Below are 14,918 nucleotides of genomic sequence, written 5' to 3' on the forward strand. Positions count from 1 at the left end.
TCTTCCTCCTCTTCGATATTCTGTTAAGCGGCAGGCTTCAGCGCGATCGGCGCATAAAACGACGGCCGTTCACCGATCTTGATCGGCACGATCTTGCCGGAATGCTTTGCCTCTACGCACGCATCCGCAGTGACCGATGCGAAATAGCCATCCCAGGCAGTAGGTCCGCGGACAACGCCAGCCTGCACGGACTCGATCCATTCCTGAAGCTCGACATCGTAGCTGTCGATGAAGCGCAGCTTCCAATCCTGGAGGATTTCGTGGCTGAGCCTGGCGTCCTTGCGCGTCAGCACGCTCATTGGTTCCGGCAGATAACCGATGCCGTCTTCGCCAACGACCTGGCACTGGATGTCGTAGCCGTAAGGGCAGTTTACGAAGACTTCGACATCGATCCGGATGCCCTTCTTCGTCTCGAGCAGGATCATGTGGGGATCGTCGAGATCCTTGCGGGTGTGCTTCGTCTTGCGCGGCATGATCACCTGTGCCGAGACATAGTCGTCGTCGAGCAGCCAGCGCAGCACGTCGATCTCGTGCGGGAAGGAGTCGGTAATCGCCATGTCGCCCGCATACACGTCAGGAACGCTCGGATTGCGGTGCGCGCAGTGAACCAACAGCGGTTCGCCGAGATTGCCGTTGGTGATCTGCTCCTTGAGGAGCCGATAGCTTTTGTCGTAACGGCGCATGAAACCGACCTGAACGAGATGGCGTCCGCTGGCGATCTCGGCATTGACGATATTCAGGCAAGCCTCTGCAGTGGTCGCAAGCGGCTTCTCGCAGAACACGGGCTTCCCTGCTGCGATCGAGGCCAGCACGAATTCCTCGTGCGTCGGCCCCCAGGAGGTCACAACGATGGCATCGACGTTCGGATCGGCAACAAGATCGTGACCGCTCTCGAATACTTTGGCGGCGGGGGTCAGGCGTCTGGCCACTTCTTCTGCCTGAGCCCTGTTGATGTCATTGACGGCGACCACAGTCGAGCCGACGAGCTTGTTGTGGAGCCGATGGATGTGCTCCTGGCCGATAGCGCCAGTTCCGATAACACCGATCTTGAGGGTCATGTTCGTTTTCCTGATGGGGGCGTTCAGTCGAAGTCGCGTGGAAGCGCGAGCTTCAGTGTCGTGAGTGATTTCTTGACGCCAAGGAGAGGATCCATCCCTGCGTCTTCCATTTCGAGGCTGACCGGACCATCGTAGCCAACCATCCTGGCGACTGCGAAGAACTCCTTCCACCATTGGACATCGTGCCCGTGCCCGAGCGCGACGTAGTTCCACGAGCGCTTTGCGATGTCGTTGATCCAATAGGTGTCGATCAGGCCATTGGCTTCCGCGAGCGTGCGTTCGAGGCGGACGTCTTTGGCATGCATGTAATGAATGGCGTCACCGAGCAGCCGTACCGCCGCGATCGGGTCGCCGCCCATCCACATGTGATGGCTGGGGTCGAAGTTCATGCCGATGACGGGATCAACATGTTCGCGCAGCCGCAGCATGTTGGCCGGATTGTGGATCATCGTGGCGCCGAGGTTCTCGATCGCGACGCGAATGCCGCAGTCCTTCGCAAGGACAGCCGCCTTCTGGAAATACGGGATCAGCACGCCGTTCCACTGATAGTCGAGGGCTTCGACCTGCTCAGGCAGGATGACGTGGGTGATCCAGTTCGGCAGCTCATCCTTCGGCGTCCCGCCGGGGCAGCCGGACATCATCACGACGGTTTTCACCCCGAGCTTTTCGGCAAGCCGGAAAGTCTTCTCGACCACTGCGCGATGTTCCGCGCCGCTTGGTCCCGGGTGAAGCTGGTTGCCCGAGCAATTCAGCGCCGAGATGGTGAGGCCGCGGCGTTCGAGGGCCGTCAGAAAATCGGTGCGAGCCTGCTCGCTGCCAAGGAGCTCATCAAGGCGCAAATGCGGAGCTTTCGACCAGTTTCCGCAGCCGAGTTCAACGGATTCGAACCCGAGCTTCGACACCGTGTCGAGCATCTCTTCGAAGGGAAGGTATCCGAGGATGTCGGTCACCAGGCTTAAGCGCATCATCTCATGAGCTCCAGGATATTCATTGCATTGGGGTGCGTGCCGGGGCCGCGGCTCCGGCACGCGTCTCGGGAGGAATTACTTCTTCATGTACTGGTCGACATTGTCTTTGGTGATGGACTCGAACGGCACGAGCTTCTCGGCCGGTGGCGTCTCGCCCTTCTTGATGCCGTCGACGACTTCGAAGGCGGCCTTCGCCTGACCGGCGGCATTCTGGAAGATCGTCTGCGACATCTCGCCAGCCTTGATCGCGTTCAAAGCATCCGGCACGCCATCGACGCCGGAGATCATCACGCCCTTCAGGCGGTCGGCGCCCTGCAGCGCCTCACGAGCGCCCAGCGCCATCTGGTCATTGGCGGCGATGATGGCGTCGAACTTCGGGAAGCTCTGGATCCAGTCTTCGGTGACCTTCATGCCTTCCGCGCGGTCGTAGTTGCCGGACAGGGTCGCGAGGATCTTCACGTCAGGACGGCCAAGATTGTCCTGGAAGCCCTTCAGGCGCTCCTGCGAGTGATAGAGACCCGGCGTGCCCTGCAGGTAGAGAATCTGCGCATCCTTCGGCAGGTTGGCCTTCATGTATTCGGCCTGCATCTTGCCGGCGTCGATGTTCTTCGAGCCGACGAAGGTGTACTTGCCGCCAGCAGACTGGATGCCGAGAGCAACGACCGGGATACCGGCTTCATTGGCCTTTTCGACGCCGGGGACGATACCTTCGTAGTCGACCGGAACGACAACGATGACGTTGACCTTCTGAGCGATCAGGTTATCGATCTGGTCAAGCTGCTTGCTGGCGTCATTGTTGGCATCGGTGAACTTGATCTCGACATCGGGATCGGCCTTCGCAGCATCGATAAAGGCGTTCTTGCGCGCCATGACGAAGACGTCGGTATCGGCCATGTTGGCATAGCCGACGACAAATTTGTCGGCTGCGAAGGCGCTGGAGGCCGAAAGTGCGGCGGCAGATACGGCGCAGGCGAGTGCAAGCTTGGCAATAAGTTTCATCTGGGTCTCCTCCCGTTGATGGTTCAGAATTTCCTGGCGCACATGCGCCGACACACGAGTTCGTCCTTCGCGCGGGCGCGTCTGTCCCGAACGTGACTGTATTGATCAGGCCTTCTTCTTGGTGCGGGCCGATTTCGTCCAAACATCAAGGATGACGGCGACCGCAATGATCAGTCCCTTGATGATCTGCTGCCAGTAGGAGCTGACATTCATGAGGTTGAGGATGTTGTTGATGACACCGATGATCATCGCGCCGATAACCGTGCCGGTGATCGTCCCGGTCCCCCCCATCAGGCTCGTACCGCCGACGACAACGGCCGTGATCGCGTCGAACTCATAGCCGACGCCGCCTGCCGGCTGGCCGGAATTGATACGCGACATCAGGACGATACCGGCGACGGCACAGAGAATGCCGTTGAAGATGAACGCCTTGACGATGATGCTGTCAGGATTGATGCCCGAGGCGCGCGCTGCCCGCTCATTGCCGCCTACGGCGTAGACATAACGGCCGAACTTGGTCTTGTTGAGCAGGATCCAGGAGACAACGACAAGCACGGCAAGAATGAGAACCGAGATCGGCACCGGCCCGAGCGAGCCCTGCCCGATGACCTTGAAATCGCCAAGACCGGTGACAGGCGAACCTCCTGTGTAGAGAAGTACCGCTCCGCGGGCGACCGTCGTCATGGCCAGCGTCATGATGAAGGATGGGATGCGGAAGAAGGTGATGACGAAGCCGTTGATGACGCCGGTAATGATGCCGACGGCCACACCCGCGACGACAGCCAGAATGATGCTGCCGGTCATCGCCATCACGCTTGCCGAGATCACGCCGCAAAGTGCCAGGACCGATCCGAGCGACACATCGATATGACCGAGGATAATGATGAAGGTGACGCCGCAGGCGAGCAGGCTGACGACGACGACCTGGCGCAGGACATTGGTCAGATTCGCTTCGGTGAGGAATGTCGGGCTCAGCAACGATGCCAGAACACAGATGCCGACGAAGATCAGGATCGTCCCGTATTTGCGATAGATCGCGGCAAAATCGATACCGCCGGATTTCACGGGTGCTTTTGCAGGCGCTGTCGCGGCCATCGGTTCGGTGTTCATGAGTGTCCTCCCGTTGCAAGGCGCATGATGCTTTCCTGGTTCGCCTCGCGTCTTGTCAGTTCGCCTGCGACCCTGCCCTCTGCCATGACGACCACACGGTCGCTCATTCCGAGAATTTCAGGCAGCTCCGATGAGATCATGATGATCGCCAGGCCCTGGCGGGCGAAGTCGGTCATCAGGCGATGGATTTCGGATTTCGAACCGACGTCGATACCGCGTGTCGGTTCATCGAGAATGAGAAGCTTGAGATCGCCCAGCAGCCATTTTGCGATGACAATCTTCTGCTGGTTGCCGCCGCTGAGGTTCTCGACGATCATCGCGGTATCGGGCGTCTTGATCTGGAGCATCTTGATCATCCGCTGCGCGGCGCTCTCTTCCTGGCGTTCGCTGACAAAAAGCCCGGCGGTGAATTTCTTCAGGTTTGCCAGCGAAATGTTCTCGCCGACGGAGCGGCAGAGCACGAGGCCCTCGGCCTTGCGGTCCTCCGAGACCATGGCGATACCGTTCCTGATGGCATCAGCTGGCGACTTCAGTCGCAGCGGCACCCCGTTAAGAGCGATCGATCCGCTGGTTGCAGCGTCGAGGCCGAAAATCACCCGCGCAACCTCCGTGCGGCCGGCTCCGATCAAGCCGGACAGACCGACGATTTCGCCGGCGCGGACGTTGAAACTGACATTCGCGAAAGCGCCTTCGCGGGAAAGACTATCGACGGAGAGCACGACGTCGCCAATCGGCACCTCCTCCTTCGGGAAGATGCTGGAGATCGTGCGCCCGACCATCTGCGAGATCAGCTTGGTTTCGTCATATTCGCTTGCCGGTGCTGCCGCGATGAACTGCCCGTCGCGCATGACGGTAATGTCATCGGCGATCTGGAAGATCTCATCCATTTTGTGGGTGATGTAGATGATCGCGACGCCCGCAGCCTTGAGGTCGGCGATCTGACTGAACAGCATGGCGACCTCGGTATCGCTGATCGCCGACGTCGGCTCGTCCATGATCACCAGCGATGCCTCACGCGATATCGCCTTGACGATCTCGATCAGCTGCATGGCGGCGATAGAGAGATCGCGCATTCTCGTTTCGGGCGAGTATTTCAGGCCAAGCCGGTCGAGCAACGCCTTGGTATCAGCGTTCATTCGGGTGAAATCGACGAAGCGCGACAGGAAGCCCTTGTCCGACATCGCAGGTTCCCGGCCGAGAAAGATGTTTTCGGCAATCGTCATGTCGAGGACCGGGCTGAGTTCCTGGTGGATCATCGAGATCCCCCGCTCCAGCGCCGCCGACGTGTCCTGCCCGCTGAGGGGATCGCCCTTGAAGATGATCTCGCCGCTGTCGATCGTGTAGGTTCCACTGAGGATCTTCATCAGCGTCGACTTGCCCGCGCCGTTTTCGCCAACGAGGACATGGACCGTTCCGGCCCGGACCTTGAGGTTCATGCCGTCAAGCGCCAGCACGCCGGGAAATGCCTTGGTGATGTTGCGCATCTCAAGAACGGCGGTGTCGTTCGCGACGCTCCCGCGTTCCGCAGGGCGCACCAATTCGTTGGCCGCAGGCATACGCCTCTCCTCCCAAAACATCGCCGCTTGTCGGCATTTTTCGTTTCTAGCTGTTTCCTCGAGCGCTGCGAAAATCACCACAAATGACCGGTTTCTGTCAATTTCGCGCTAGACGTTTCTCCCAAAACCTCTCAGAATGTATTTCAAATTATGGGAGGTTTCGATGAGCAGGCCGACGATCACAGACCTTGCAAAGGCAGCCAATGTCGGCGTTTCCACCGTCGACCGCGTCCTGAACGGACGCGATCCCGTTCGCCCTCAGACAGCCGAGCGCGTGCTGCAGGCAGCAGAACGCATCGGCTTCCATGGGGTGACGGCGATCCGCAAAAGGCTGGAGAACGACAAGCCGGTCATCAAGTTCGGTTTCCTGCTGAAGCAGTCGCATCGCAAGCTCTACCAGATGTGGGCGGAGGTTCTGACAAAGGCGGTGGAAGGCTATCCGGACGCGCATGGGCGCGCGATCGTCCGTTTCGTGGACGAGCTCGCCCCTGAAAATACAGCCGATGCGTTGCTCGCGATGAGCCGGGATGCCGACGCGATCGGCGTCATCACCTCCGATCATCCGCAGATCAATCACGCCGTGGATGGCCTCGAAGGCGAGGGAATTCCGGTCTTCACGATGATCTCGGACCTGACCGCGCCCGGCCGCGCCGGCTATGTCGGCAACGACTGCGTCAAGAAGGGCCGGACGGCCGCGTGGTTCATCGACAACGTCAACGCCAGCCCCGGCAAGGTCGCCGTCTTCGTCGGCAGTCACCGCTACCTCTCGCAGGAGCTTTGCGAAATGGGGTTCCGGTCCTACTTCCGCGAGAGCAACAGGGAATTCCAGATGATGGAGACCCTGGGCACGCAGGAGGAACCGCAGATCGCCTACGAGCTGACGCAGCGCCTTCTCAAAAGCGAATCCAATTGGGTCGGCCTCTACGTCGCCGGCGGCGGCGTCACCGGCGTCATGCGCGCGCTGCGCGAAGACGGCAGCCCGGCCGCCAGACGCCTTATGGTGGTCGCGCACGAGCTGACGCACGAAACGCGCGCGGGCCTCGCCGAAGGCCTGATCAAGGTCGTCCTCTCCCATCCCGCCCGCCTGCTGGCAGACACGCTTGTGCGCGCCATGGCAGAAGCGCTCGACACGCACCGGACACCGACAGTGTCGCAGCATATTCTTCCGTTTGAGATTTATACGGCGGCGAATATTTAAGGCGCCGGCGGCTGCGAAACGCTTGATCGCCTCCATCCGCGCCAGCCGAGCTGCCGCGGATGCATCGCTCAATCTACCACCCAGACTTACAGCGCTGCCCGCTTGCCCGCCTGCCAACGCGAGCCAGTAGATAGTCGACCTCCGCCTTCGCCGTCGCGGATAGCATCTGGGCAGTCTTGTGCTGGGCATCCGTGGTGATCACACCGCGGCGCTCCAGCACGTGCTTGCGGACTGCCAGGCCGGCGCCGAGCTGTTGTTGGCAGCGGCTGATCGGCAGGTGAGCGTCGAAGAGGTCGTGGGCTTCATCGCGCTTTCCGGCGACGAATAGACCCACCGTCAAACCTGCGCGAAGCCGCCGTCGGCCTGAATGTCGGCTCCGTTGATATAGCTCGCAGCGTCGGAGGCGAGGAAAGCAACGACACCACCGATCTCATCGGCCTCTCCGGCGCGCCCAAGCGGAACCGCGGCAACCACCGTCGCCATATAGGTTTCCTTGACCTTCGGATCGGCAAAGGTCTGCTCCAAAAGGGGCGTAAGGATCGGGCCCGGGCTGACGGTGTTGACACGAATGCCGCGTCCCTTCAGCTCATTTGCCCAGGTGCGCGCGAAGCTTCGGATCGCTGCCTTGGTCGCCGAATAGACCGTGCGGTTCGGAATGCCTTTCACCGCGGCGCCTGATCCGGTCAGGATTACCGATGCTCCATCGACGAGCAGTGGCAGAGCCAGCTGGACCGTAAAGATCACGCCCTTGAAATTGATGGCGATCTGGCTGTCGATGCCCTCCTCGGTGATAGAGCCGAGCGCTTCACGGGTTTGAACGCCCGCGTTGGCGACAAGGATGTCGATCTTGCCCTTGGAGGCCCGGACCGTGTTGTAGACGCGTTCCAGATCAGCGACTTTCGAAACGTCGGCTGCGATTGCGACAATATCGCCGCCTATGCCGGCGACGGCGGCATCAAGGATGGCTTGGCGACGGCCAATGATAAACACCGACGCTCCCTCCTCAACCATTCGCCGCGCCGACGACAGGCCGATACCTTCGCCACCACCGGTGATGACCGCTACTTTACCCTTCAGGGACGTACCCATCTGCATTCTCCATTTTGTGATGATTATTACGTAATCATGCCGCGATGGACTGCGCAAGCGAATTATGTAATGATCACTAAAATTGATTTGGGGAAGATCGCGATGGCCAGACCCCGCGTGTTCGATGAAGATGTCGTACTCGACCGTGCAATGGACGTGTTCTGGAAGCATGGATACGAGGGCGCCTCAATGGCGGAGCTGACGAAAGCGATGGGGCTGAATTCGCCCAGCATCTACGGCGCTTTCGGGTGCAAGCGCGGTCTCTTCGAGGCGGTTCTCAATCGCTATCGCGAGCGCCGTGCCACCCACAAAGACTCCGTGCTGAATGCCAAAAGCGCGCGTCAGATGGCCGAGAGAATGCTTTTCGGCGCGATCGAATGGCTGGTGGCGCCGGATGAGCCGCGTGGCTGCCTGCTCATCCAATCCGCATTGTCAGCGGGTGCGGGGAACGGGGATGTCCCGCTCACGGTCTGGGCCCAGCGAAGCGTTACACGGGAGTTGCTGACAAAACGGCTTGAGCGCGCGCAGGCCTCGGGCGACCTTCCACTTTCTGCCGATCCTGCGGCTCTTGCCCGTTATCTCCAGATGGCGTTCAACGGCCTCGCCGTGCAGGCTGCCGAGGGCATGTCCGAGGCAGAACTCCGCGCGTCGGCCGAACTGGCGCTACTGGGTTGGCCCGCCGGCGGCAACGCGGCCGCTGAAAGCAAGGAAATCGGTTCCAAATGATCACAAGCCAGCTGCCGCTGCTATCAGCGGCGATCATTTCGCGCCCTCATGCGACCTGAAATGGCAGCACCGCAGGCCGACGTTGGCTAGGCATCTGCCCAGGGAAGACTGCCGTGTGATCGGCACGATGCCGCTCACCCATACAATATGAGTAACGCCCGGCTGGCTTGTGATGGCCATCTACCGCCTACCCCGATGGGCATTTGAGCCGGCCGCTGACTTTCACGACATTTTTCGACCACGCATTCGCATGAGCAGCAGGGCGCCTAGCAATTTGACATACTAGTAGCTCAAATGTTACTGCGACGATCATTCATATCAAAACACTCACTTTTCATGAGGAATTCATTCGTGGCGAACGAAATAAATGAACAAGCCGCCCCGGCCTTCGAGGCGGTCAACGAACTGCTCCGCAAAGCCGTCCGTTCCGGTGATGTTGCCGGCGTTGTCGCGGCAGGCGCAACATCAGATGGCCTGGTCTACGAAGGCGCATTCGGGACGACCGATATTTCGGTCGGGGCGCCAATGCTGACCGACACGGTCTTCTGGGTCGCATCGATGACCAAGGCGGTCACGGCGGTCGCCTGCATGCAGCTCGTAGAACAGGGGCTCCTGCATCTGGACCAGCCTGCCTCGGATTTTCTTCCGGAAATGGCGTCTCCTCAAATACTCGAAGGGTTCGACGCTGATGGATCACCTCGCCTGCGCTCCGCCAAGAAGAGTGCGACCGTTCGTCAGCTGCTGAACCATACGTCGGGCTATACCTATTCTCTCTGGAGCGAAGAGCTCACCCGCTACGAACAGGCAACGGGAATACCGATCATCTTCGCCGGCAAGAATTCCGCGTTCACCGTTCCGATGGAATTCGAACCCGGTGAAAGATGGAAATACGGCATGTCGTCCGACTGGGTCGGCAAGCTGGTCGAAGCCGTCACCAATCAATCACTTGAAATCTATTTCCGCGAAAAGATCTTCCTGCCGCTGGGCATGAGAGACAGCGGCTTCCTTATCGGCACCGAACACCGGCGCCGGCTCGCAACCGCGGTCGCGCGCCAGAGCGATGGCAGTCTGCAGCTCAGCCCCTGGGAACCACCGCAACGCCCGGAATTCTTCTCCGGCGGCGCTGGCCTCTATAGCACGCCGAAGGACTATATGCTGTTCCTGCAGATGCTGGTGAACGGCGGCGCTCTCGACGGCATTCAAATCCTGAAGCCGGAAACGGTCGCCGCCATGATGACGAACCAGATCGGCGATTTGAGCGCTGGCGAGATGAAATCCGTCGCCCATGTGATGTCGAAGGATTTCGATCTCTTCCCAGGCAAGCCGCACAAATGGGGATTGTCGTTCGATATCAACGAAGAGCCGGTGCCCGGCGGGCGCAGCGCAGGAAGTGCCGCCTGGGCCGGCGCGTTGAACACGCATTACTGGGTCGATCCGGTCTCGAAGGTCACAGGCGCACTGTTTACCCAACTCTGGCCGTTCTACGATGAAAGAGTGGTTGCGCTCTTTGCCGAGTTCGAGCGCGCGCTCTATAAAGCGTTGGGAAAAAGCTAAGGGTGGCGGAAAGCCATGAAAGGATTGCACGTGCCAAAGCCTTCTAAACGCGATCAGCTTCTGGATGCGACGAAGGAACTGCTATGGGACGTCGGCTATGAGGCGATGTCTCCACGCGATATTCAGGATCGGAGCGGGGCAAGACCGGGTAGTCTCTACCACCACTTTCCGTCGAAGCTTGCGATAGCTGGGGAAGCATTGTGCGATCTTGCCAAAGAGGACGTGGCGAGCACCAACGACTTTTTTTCGACCGATGCTGCGCCACTCGACGCAGTCCGGCAGTACCTTTTTCTGAAAAGAGACGGGCGCCGCGGCTGCCGCTTCGGCCGCCTGGTCAACGAGACGTCGATCGAAAGCGAGGAAATACGCCGTCCGGTGACGGCGTATTTCGATGCTGTGCGGACAAACCTCGCGCAGTCACTTCACAAGGCGAAGGAGGAGGGAACGCTTCCTCCTGATCTCGATACAGAGACGCTTTCGATCTCCCTGCTCGCCCTGATACAGGGCGGGGGAATCCTTGCTAAAGCCTATCAGGACTATTCCTATTTCGACCGGGCGATGGAAGGTGCATTGGCTTTGATATCCGGTGTCGCACGGGCCTGACAGCGCCGCCTGCTGCAATAGCCCGATGACTGCGATGCATCATTTTCCTGTCCAAGCGACGATCCTTTCTGCCGGAAATGACAAGACGGAGATGAAATCGATGCCACGAGTTCTATTGATCGGAGTGCGTCCGGAGGCAGTCGATCTGAGCGATCCATCGTTCCCCATTGGACTGACGAATGAGAAAGTTGCGGCGGGAATACGGGCAACAGTGGCTGACATGCGCGAGCGCGGTTGGGAACCCGGACTTTGCGCGGTTCATCCCGACAGCGTCGAAGCCGATGTTGCGAAATCCCTCACCGAGAAATGGGACTGTATCGTCGTCGGGGCCGGGATCCGTATTCCGGCCGGCAATCTGCTTCTGTTCGAGAAGATCGTGAACACGATCATTCTTCTGTCGCCCGGAACGCCGATTGCTTTCAATACGAGCCCGGAAAATAGCGGTGATGCCGCGGCGCGGTGGCTTGATCGACCGTAGACGGCTTCCTCCTAGTTTCAACAAGCTCGGGCCGGCCGGCGGCCGCATGCCCTGTCGCGCGCGCCAAGCGCGGGATGCAATCGAGAGCATCTGCGAGGGCCCGGCCTAGCCAGACGGTACTTCGCAACGAGGACGCCCCGGCGCTGATATCTCCGCGCCGGGTTGTGATTTATTCCATGGCCGGTGCCAGTTCCTCGCCCTTGGCACTCTTGTTCGGCGCGGTGTCTGCGGCACGCACAAGCGAAAAGGTCAGGACACCGAAGAATGCCGCGGCGATTGCTGCAATCAGGCTCGCGTCGCCAAAACCGCCAGCGAAGGCGCTCTGTGCGGCAGAGTGAATCGCCTCGCGCGCGTCTTCGCCGAGCATAGCGATGACGCCGTCGAGATCACCTGATGCGACCCTCTTGGCAGCCTGGGCAAGAAGGCCGGGCTCCATTCCACTGACCGCGTCAGCCGAGACGAAGCGGGTGTTCACGCCATGTGAGAGGACAGCGCCAAGTCCTGCGACGCCAAACAACAAGCCGACGAAGCGCGTCGTTGCTGAAATGCCGGATGCCATACCTGCGCGTTGGGGCGGCACCGCTCCCTGCATGACTTTCGCCGTTTCACTGTTCAGGAGCCCTGCCCCCGCGCCCGCAACCACCATGGCGACCGCAAATAGAGGATAGGAGACGCCGCTTTCGGCAAAAAGATGGAGGAGAAGGTCGCCGAGAGTCGTGACCGAAAGCCCAAGGGTCAGCAAGGCGCGTCCCGAATATTGCGATGCCAGACCGGCGCCGAAACGCGGTGTCAGGAACATCGGCAGCGCGAAGGGCAGCATGGCAAGCCCTGCGACGGCTGGCGCAAGTCCATAGGAGTTTTGAAGAAACAACGGCAGGAAGAAGATCAGGACCTGTGCACCGATCGCGTATCCGAGCATCGCAAAAGCGGAGCCCAGAAAAGTCGGCTGACGGAACAATCCGAAATCGACCATCGGACGCTCCTCCTTCGTTTCGATCCAATAGAAGGCGACCAGGAAAACGGCGGCTCCCAAGAGGCGAAACAGGATGGCGCTGCTGAACCAGCCGAGAGTATTGCCATCGATCGAGGCCCAGATCAGCAGGAACAGACCGGCGCTGAAGGTGATGATACCGGGAAAATCCAGTTTCTTGGCTTCATGGTCGCTCGATTCTTCGACGACCATCCAGGCTGCGACGAAGAGGGCCGCGCAGATCGGCAGGTTGATCAGGAATGCCCAGCGCCAGCCGAAGAAATCGGTAATGACGCCGCCGATGATCGGTCCGCTGGTGATGGCGATGCCGAGGCAGGCACCCCAGAATGCATAGGCCCGTGCGCGTTCCGCGCCTGCGAACGTATGATTGATAACAGCCAGCGAGGCCGTCAGGAGGAGGCTCGCTCCAACGCCCTGAACCGCCCTGGCGAGGTTTAGCATCAGTGCCGATGTGGCCAGTCCGCAAAATGCCGAAGAGACTGTGAAAATAGCCAGACCCGCAAGCATCGCGAGCTTGCGGCCGTGGCGGTCAGCATAGGAACCGGCCGCCAGCAGAAGCGCGGCGAATGCCAGCACGTAGGCGCTGACCACCCATTCGATTTCGGTGAAAGTCGCACCAAGTGTCTTGGCAATCGACGGTAGGGACACCGCAACGATGTTCGAATCCAGCATGATCAGCGATGAAGAGAACCCTGCTGTCAGCAGAACGAGAAACTTCCTTCTCTCTTCCGATCGGCGCGGTGGCGTTTGTATCTGTGTTTGCATTGGTGCCTCTGGGGGTTGGCGATACCGATGACGGCTCCGGTGTCAGGAAGCGTCCGGTTTGATCTTCACAAGGAGCTTGCCGCGATTGGTGCCGTCGAACAGTTTGCGCAGCGCATCGGGTGCATTTTCCAGGCCATCGATGATGTGCTCGCGGTACTGCAGGTCACCCTGCTCCCATCGACCCATGAGATCGGCATCCGCTTCATCGAACCGGTCGAAGTGGTCGAGGAAAATATATCCCTTCATCGTCGCCCGGTTGATGTGGAGCTGGAACCAGTTGGCCAGGGGCTCCGGCGTTGCGTTGTAGCGGGCAAGCGCACCGCTGAGCACGATCCGGGCGCCGGTGTTGAGATGTAAGAGAAGTTCATCCAGCATCGCGCCGCCGACATTGTCGAAGACGACATCGACGCGGTCCGGACAGAATTCGTGCAATGCTGCGGCGATATCCGTCGTCTTGTAGTTGATACACTCGGCGGCTCCGAGCGACTTGACCCATGCGCATTTCTCGTCGTCGCCCGCAAGACCGATGACGCGGCAGCCGGCAGCCTTCAGCAACTGGACGGCAATGCTGCCGACGCCGCCGGCAGCGGCCGTGACGACCGCCGTTTCGCCGGCCTTCGGTTTGCCGATATCGTGAATGCCGAACCAGGCTGTCTGCCCGTTGATGCCGAGAATATTCAGCGCGAGCTCGAGTGGCGCACCGCGAGGAACCTTGCGGATCTTGCTGCCGTCGCTAGCGGCATATTCCTGCCATCCCAACATGCCCGAGACAGGTGTCCCGGCCGGATAGTCCGGATGGCGGGAAGCGATCACCCGCCCCGCGCAGAGGGCACGCATGACCTCGCCCAAGCCGACCGACGACTGATAGCTACGACTGTCGTTCATGGTGCCCCTGATCCAGGGGTCGAGCGACATCCAGTGGTTTTCGACGAGAAACTGCCCTTCCTGCAGTTCCGGTATCCCGACGGTCTCCAGGCGGAAGAGATCCGCAGTCGCCACACTGGTCGTGGTTTCCGGCCGCTTTTCGAGAACAAAACGCCTGTTGGTCGATGGAGAGGTCGTCACAGTTTTCTCCGTTGGTCAGATGCTGCGAGGAGACAATACGGCATTGCCCATGGGCATTGCAGAATTTAATAGTGATCGCTATATTTACAGCATCCGCTCGCGTCAAGATTTTTCTGTAGCGATCAATATATTTGAGAATGAATGGAAGGACAGTTCGCAATGGCGCGGCAAAGGGAATTCGACATCGACGAGGCGATCTCGAAGGCGACGGCGCTGTTTTGGGAACACGGATATGACCGGACTTCCCTGGCCGACCTGACGCGCACGATCGGCTGCAAACCGCCGAGCTTCTATTTCGCCTTCGGCAGCAAGGACGGTCTGTTTCGGATCGTACTCGAGCGCTACTACGACACTTATCTCGGTGCCGCCGAGGCCGCTTTGAGGGAGCCCACATCGCGCCGGGTTGTCGAGGGGATGCTCGGCCGTCTCGCTGACATCTATACCGATCCGTCGCACCCGCTCGGCTGCCTGGCCATAAAATGCTCGATGTCGGGAGCGCAGACCGCTGAGGCGCTGCTACAAAGGCAGACGGAGCTTCGCGCCTTGCGGCGAGGCCGCCTGATCACCCGGCTTCGGGAAGCAGTTATCGCCGGCGACCTGCCTGCGGATGCCGACGCGGAAGAGCTTGCCCGCTATGTTCTTGTTCTTGCGACTGGATTGGCCATGGATGCACAGGCGGGCGCAAGCAGGGCGCAGCTTCAACAGGTGATCGACAGGGCGCTAATTGCCTGGCCGGCTTGACTGAGCTCGAGGACGGA

The 14,918-nt window shown here is 60.0% G+C and carries 14 protein-coding genes and 1 pseudogene; 6 read left to right on the forward strand and 9 right to left on the reverse strand.

Annotation, left to right across the window (positions count from 1 at the left end; translation table 11 throughout):
* Positions 1 to 23 precede the first annotated feature (23 nt).
* From ACQZ5H_RS29510 to ACQZ5H_RS29530, 5 genes are all read right to left on the reverse strand, one after another.
* Positions 24 to 1,058, reverse strand: a complete 1,035-nt coding sequence (locus tag ACQZ5H_RS29510) for a Gfo/Idh/MocA family protein (protein WP_449099817.1) — start codon at positions 1,056 to 1,058, stop codon at positions 24 to 26.
* 23 nt (positions 1,059 to 1,081) lie between these two features.
* Positions 1,082 to 2,026 carry a sugar phosphate isomerase/epimerase family protein gene (locus ACQZ5H_RS29515; RefSeq protein WP_449099818.1) on the reverse strand — a complete coding sequence of 315 codons (945 nt, stop codon included), beginning with the start codon at positions 2,024 to 2,026 and terminating at the stop codon, positions 1,082 to 1,084.
* Positions 2,027 to 2,101: 75 nt separating this feature from the next.
* Positions 2,102 to 3,025, reverse strand: coding sequence for a sugar ABC transporter substrate-binding protein (locus ACQZ5H_RS29520; RefSeq protein WP_449099819.1), 924 nt, complete (start codon positions 3,023 to 3,025; stop codon positions 2,102 to 2,104).
* A gap of 105 nt (positions 3,026 to 3,130) precedes the next feature.
* Positions 3,131 to 4,135, reverse strand: a complete 1,005-nt coding sequence (locus ACQZ5H_RS29525) for an ABC transporter permease (RefSeq protein WP_449099820.1) — start codon at positions 4,133 to 4,135, stop codon at positions 3,131 to 3,133.
* A complete protein-coding gene (locus ACQZ5H_RS29530) occupies positions 4,132 to 5,691 on the reverse strand; it encodes a sugar ABC transporter ATP-binding protein (protein WP_449099821.1) in 1,560 nt (519 codons plus the stop codon). The genes ACQZ5H_RS29525 and ACQZ5H_RS29530 overlap by 4 nt, the downstream gene beginning before the upstream one ends.
* A gap of 163 nt (positions 5,692 to 5,854) precedes the next feature.
* On the opposite strand from ACQZ5H_RS29530, the gene ACQZ5H_RS29535 reads away from it, so the two are divergent.
* Positions 5,855 to 6,889: a LacI family DNA-binding transcriptional regulator gene (locus ACQZ5H_RS29535; RefSeq protein ID WP_449099822.1), complete on the forward strand. Its 1,035-nt coding sequence runs from the start codon at positions 5,855 to 5,857 to the stop codon at positions 6,887 to 6,889.
* 73 nt (positions 6,890 to 6,962) lie between these two features.
* Here the strand turns inward: ACQZ5H_RS29535 and ACQZ5H_RS29540 are convergent.
* Both ACQZ5H_RS29540 and ACQZ5H_RS29545 read right to left on the reverse strand, forming a co-directional pair.
* Positions 6,963 to 7,223, reverse strand: a pseudogene (locus ACQZ5H_RS29540) (hypothetical protein); the annotation flags it as partial.
* Positions 7,224 to 7,225: 2 nt separating this feature from the next.
* The gene (locus ACQZ5H_RS29545) at positions 7,226 to 7,978 is read right to left on the reverse strand and encodes an SDR family NAD(P)-dependent oxidoreductase (protein ID WP_449099823.1); all 753 of its coding nucleotides are present in this window, start codon (positions 7,976 to 7,978) and stop codon (positions 7,226 to 7,228) included.
* 69 nt (positions 7,979 to 8,047) lie between these two features.
* Between ACQZ5H_RS29545 and ACQZ5H_RS29550 the strand changes: the two genes are divergently transcribed.
* The 4 genes from ACQZ5H_RS29550 to ACQZ5H_RS29565 all read left to right on the forward strand — a co-directional run bounded on the left by ACQZ5H_RS29550 (position 8,048) and on the right by ACQZ5H_RS29565 (position 11,339).
* Positions 8,048 to 8,704 (forward strand): TetR/AcrR family transcriptional regulator, encoded by a 657-nt coding sequence (locus ACQZ5H_RS29550; protein ID WP_449099824.1) that lies wholly within the window; start codon positions 8,048 to 8,050, stop codon positions 8,702 to 8,704.
* A 351-nt stretch (positions 8,705 to 9,055) separates the two neighbouring features.
* Complete coding sequence (locus ACQZ5H_RS29555; RefSeq protein WP_449099825.1) at positions 9,056 to 10,258, forward strand: serine hydrolase domain-containing protein; 1,203 nt, start codon at positions 9,056 to 9,058, stop codon at positions 10,256 to 10,258.
* A 15-nt stretch (positions 10,259 to 10,273) separates the two neighbouring features.
* On the forward strand, positions 10,274 to 10,861 hold the full coding sequence (locus ACQZ5H_RS29560; RefSeq protein ID WP_449099826.1) for a TetR/AcrR family transcriptional regulator: 588 nt from the start codon (positions 10,274 to 10,276) through the stop codon (positions 10,859 to 10,861).
* Between the two features lie 25 nt (positions 10,862 to 10,886).
* Complete coding sequence (locus tag ACQZ5H_RS29565; RefSeq protein WP_449099827.1) at positions 10,887 to 11,339, forward strand: hypothetical protein; 453 nt, start codon at positions 10,887 to 10,889, stop codon at positions 11,337 to 11,339.
* Between the two features lie 169 nt (positions 11,340 to 11,508).
* Here ACQZ5H_RS29565 and ACQZ5H_RS29570 read toward each other — a convergent pair whose 3' ends face one another.
* Both ACQZ5H_RS29570 and ACQZ5H_RS29575 read right to left on the reverse strand, forming a co-directional pair.
* A complete protein-coding gene (locus ACQZ5H_RS29570; RefSeq protein WP_449099828.1) occupies positions 11,509 to 13,095 on the reverse strand; it encodes an MFS transporter in 1,587 nt (528 codons plus the stop codon).
* 42 nt (positions 13,096 to 13,137) lie between these two features.
* Positions 13,138 to 14,160: an NADP-dependent oxidoreductase gene (locus tag ACQZ5H_RS29575; protein WP_449099829.1), complete on the reverse strand. Its 1,023-nt coding sequence runs from the start codon at positions 14,158 to 14,160 to the stop codon at positions 13,138 to 13,140.
* Positions 14,161 to 14,301: 141 nt separating this feature from the next.
* On the opposite strand from ACQZ5H_RS29575, the gene ACQZ5H_RS29580 reads away from it, so the two are divergent.
* Positions 14,302 to 14,901: a TetR/AcrR family transcriptional regulator gene (locus tag ACQZ5H_RS29580; RefSeq protein WP_449099830.1), complete on the forward strand. Its 600-nt coding sequence runs from the start codon at positions 14,302 to 14,304 to the stop codon at positions 14,899 to 14,901.
* Positions 14,902 to 14,918 lie beyond the last annotated feature (17 nt).

The sequence above is a fragment of the Rhizobium sp. 21-4511-3d genome (assembly GCF_053522545.1).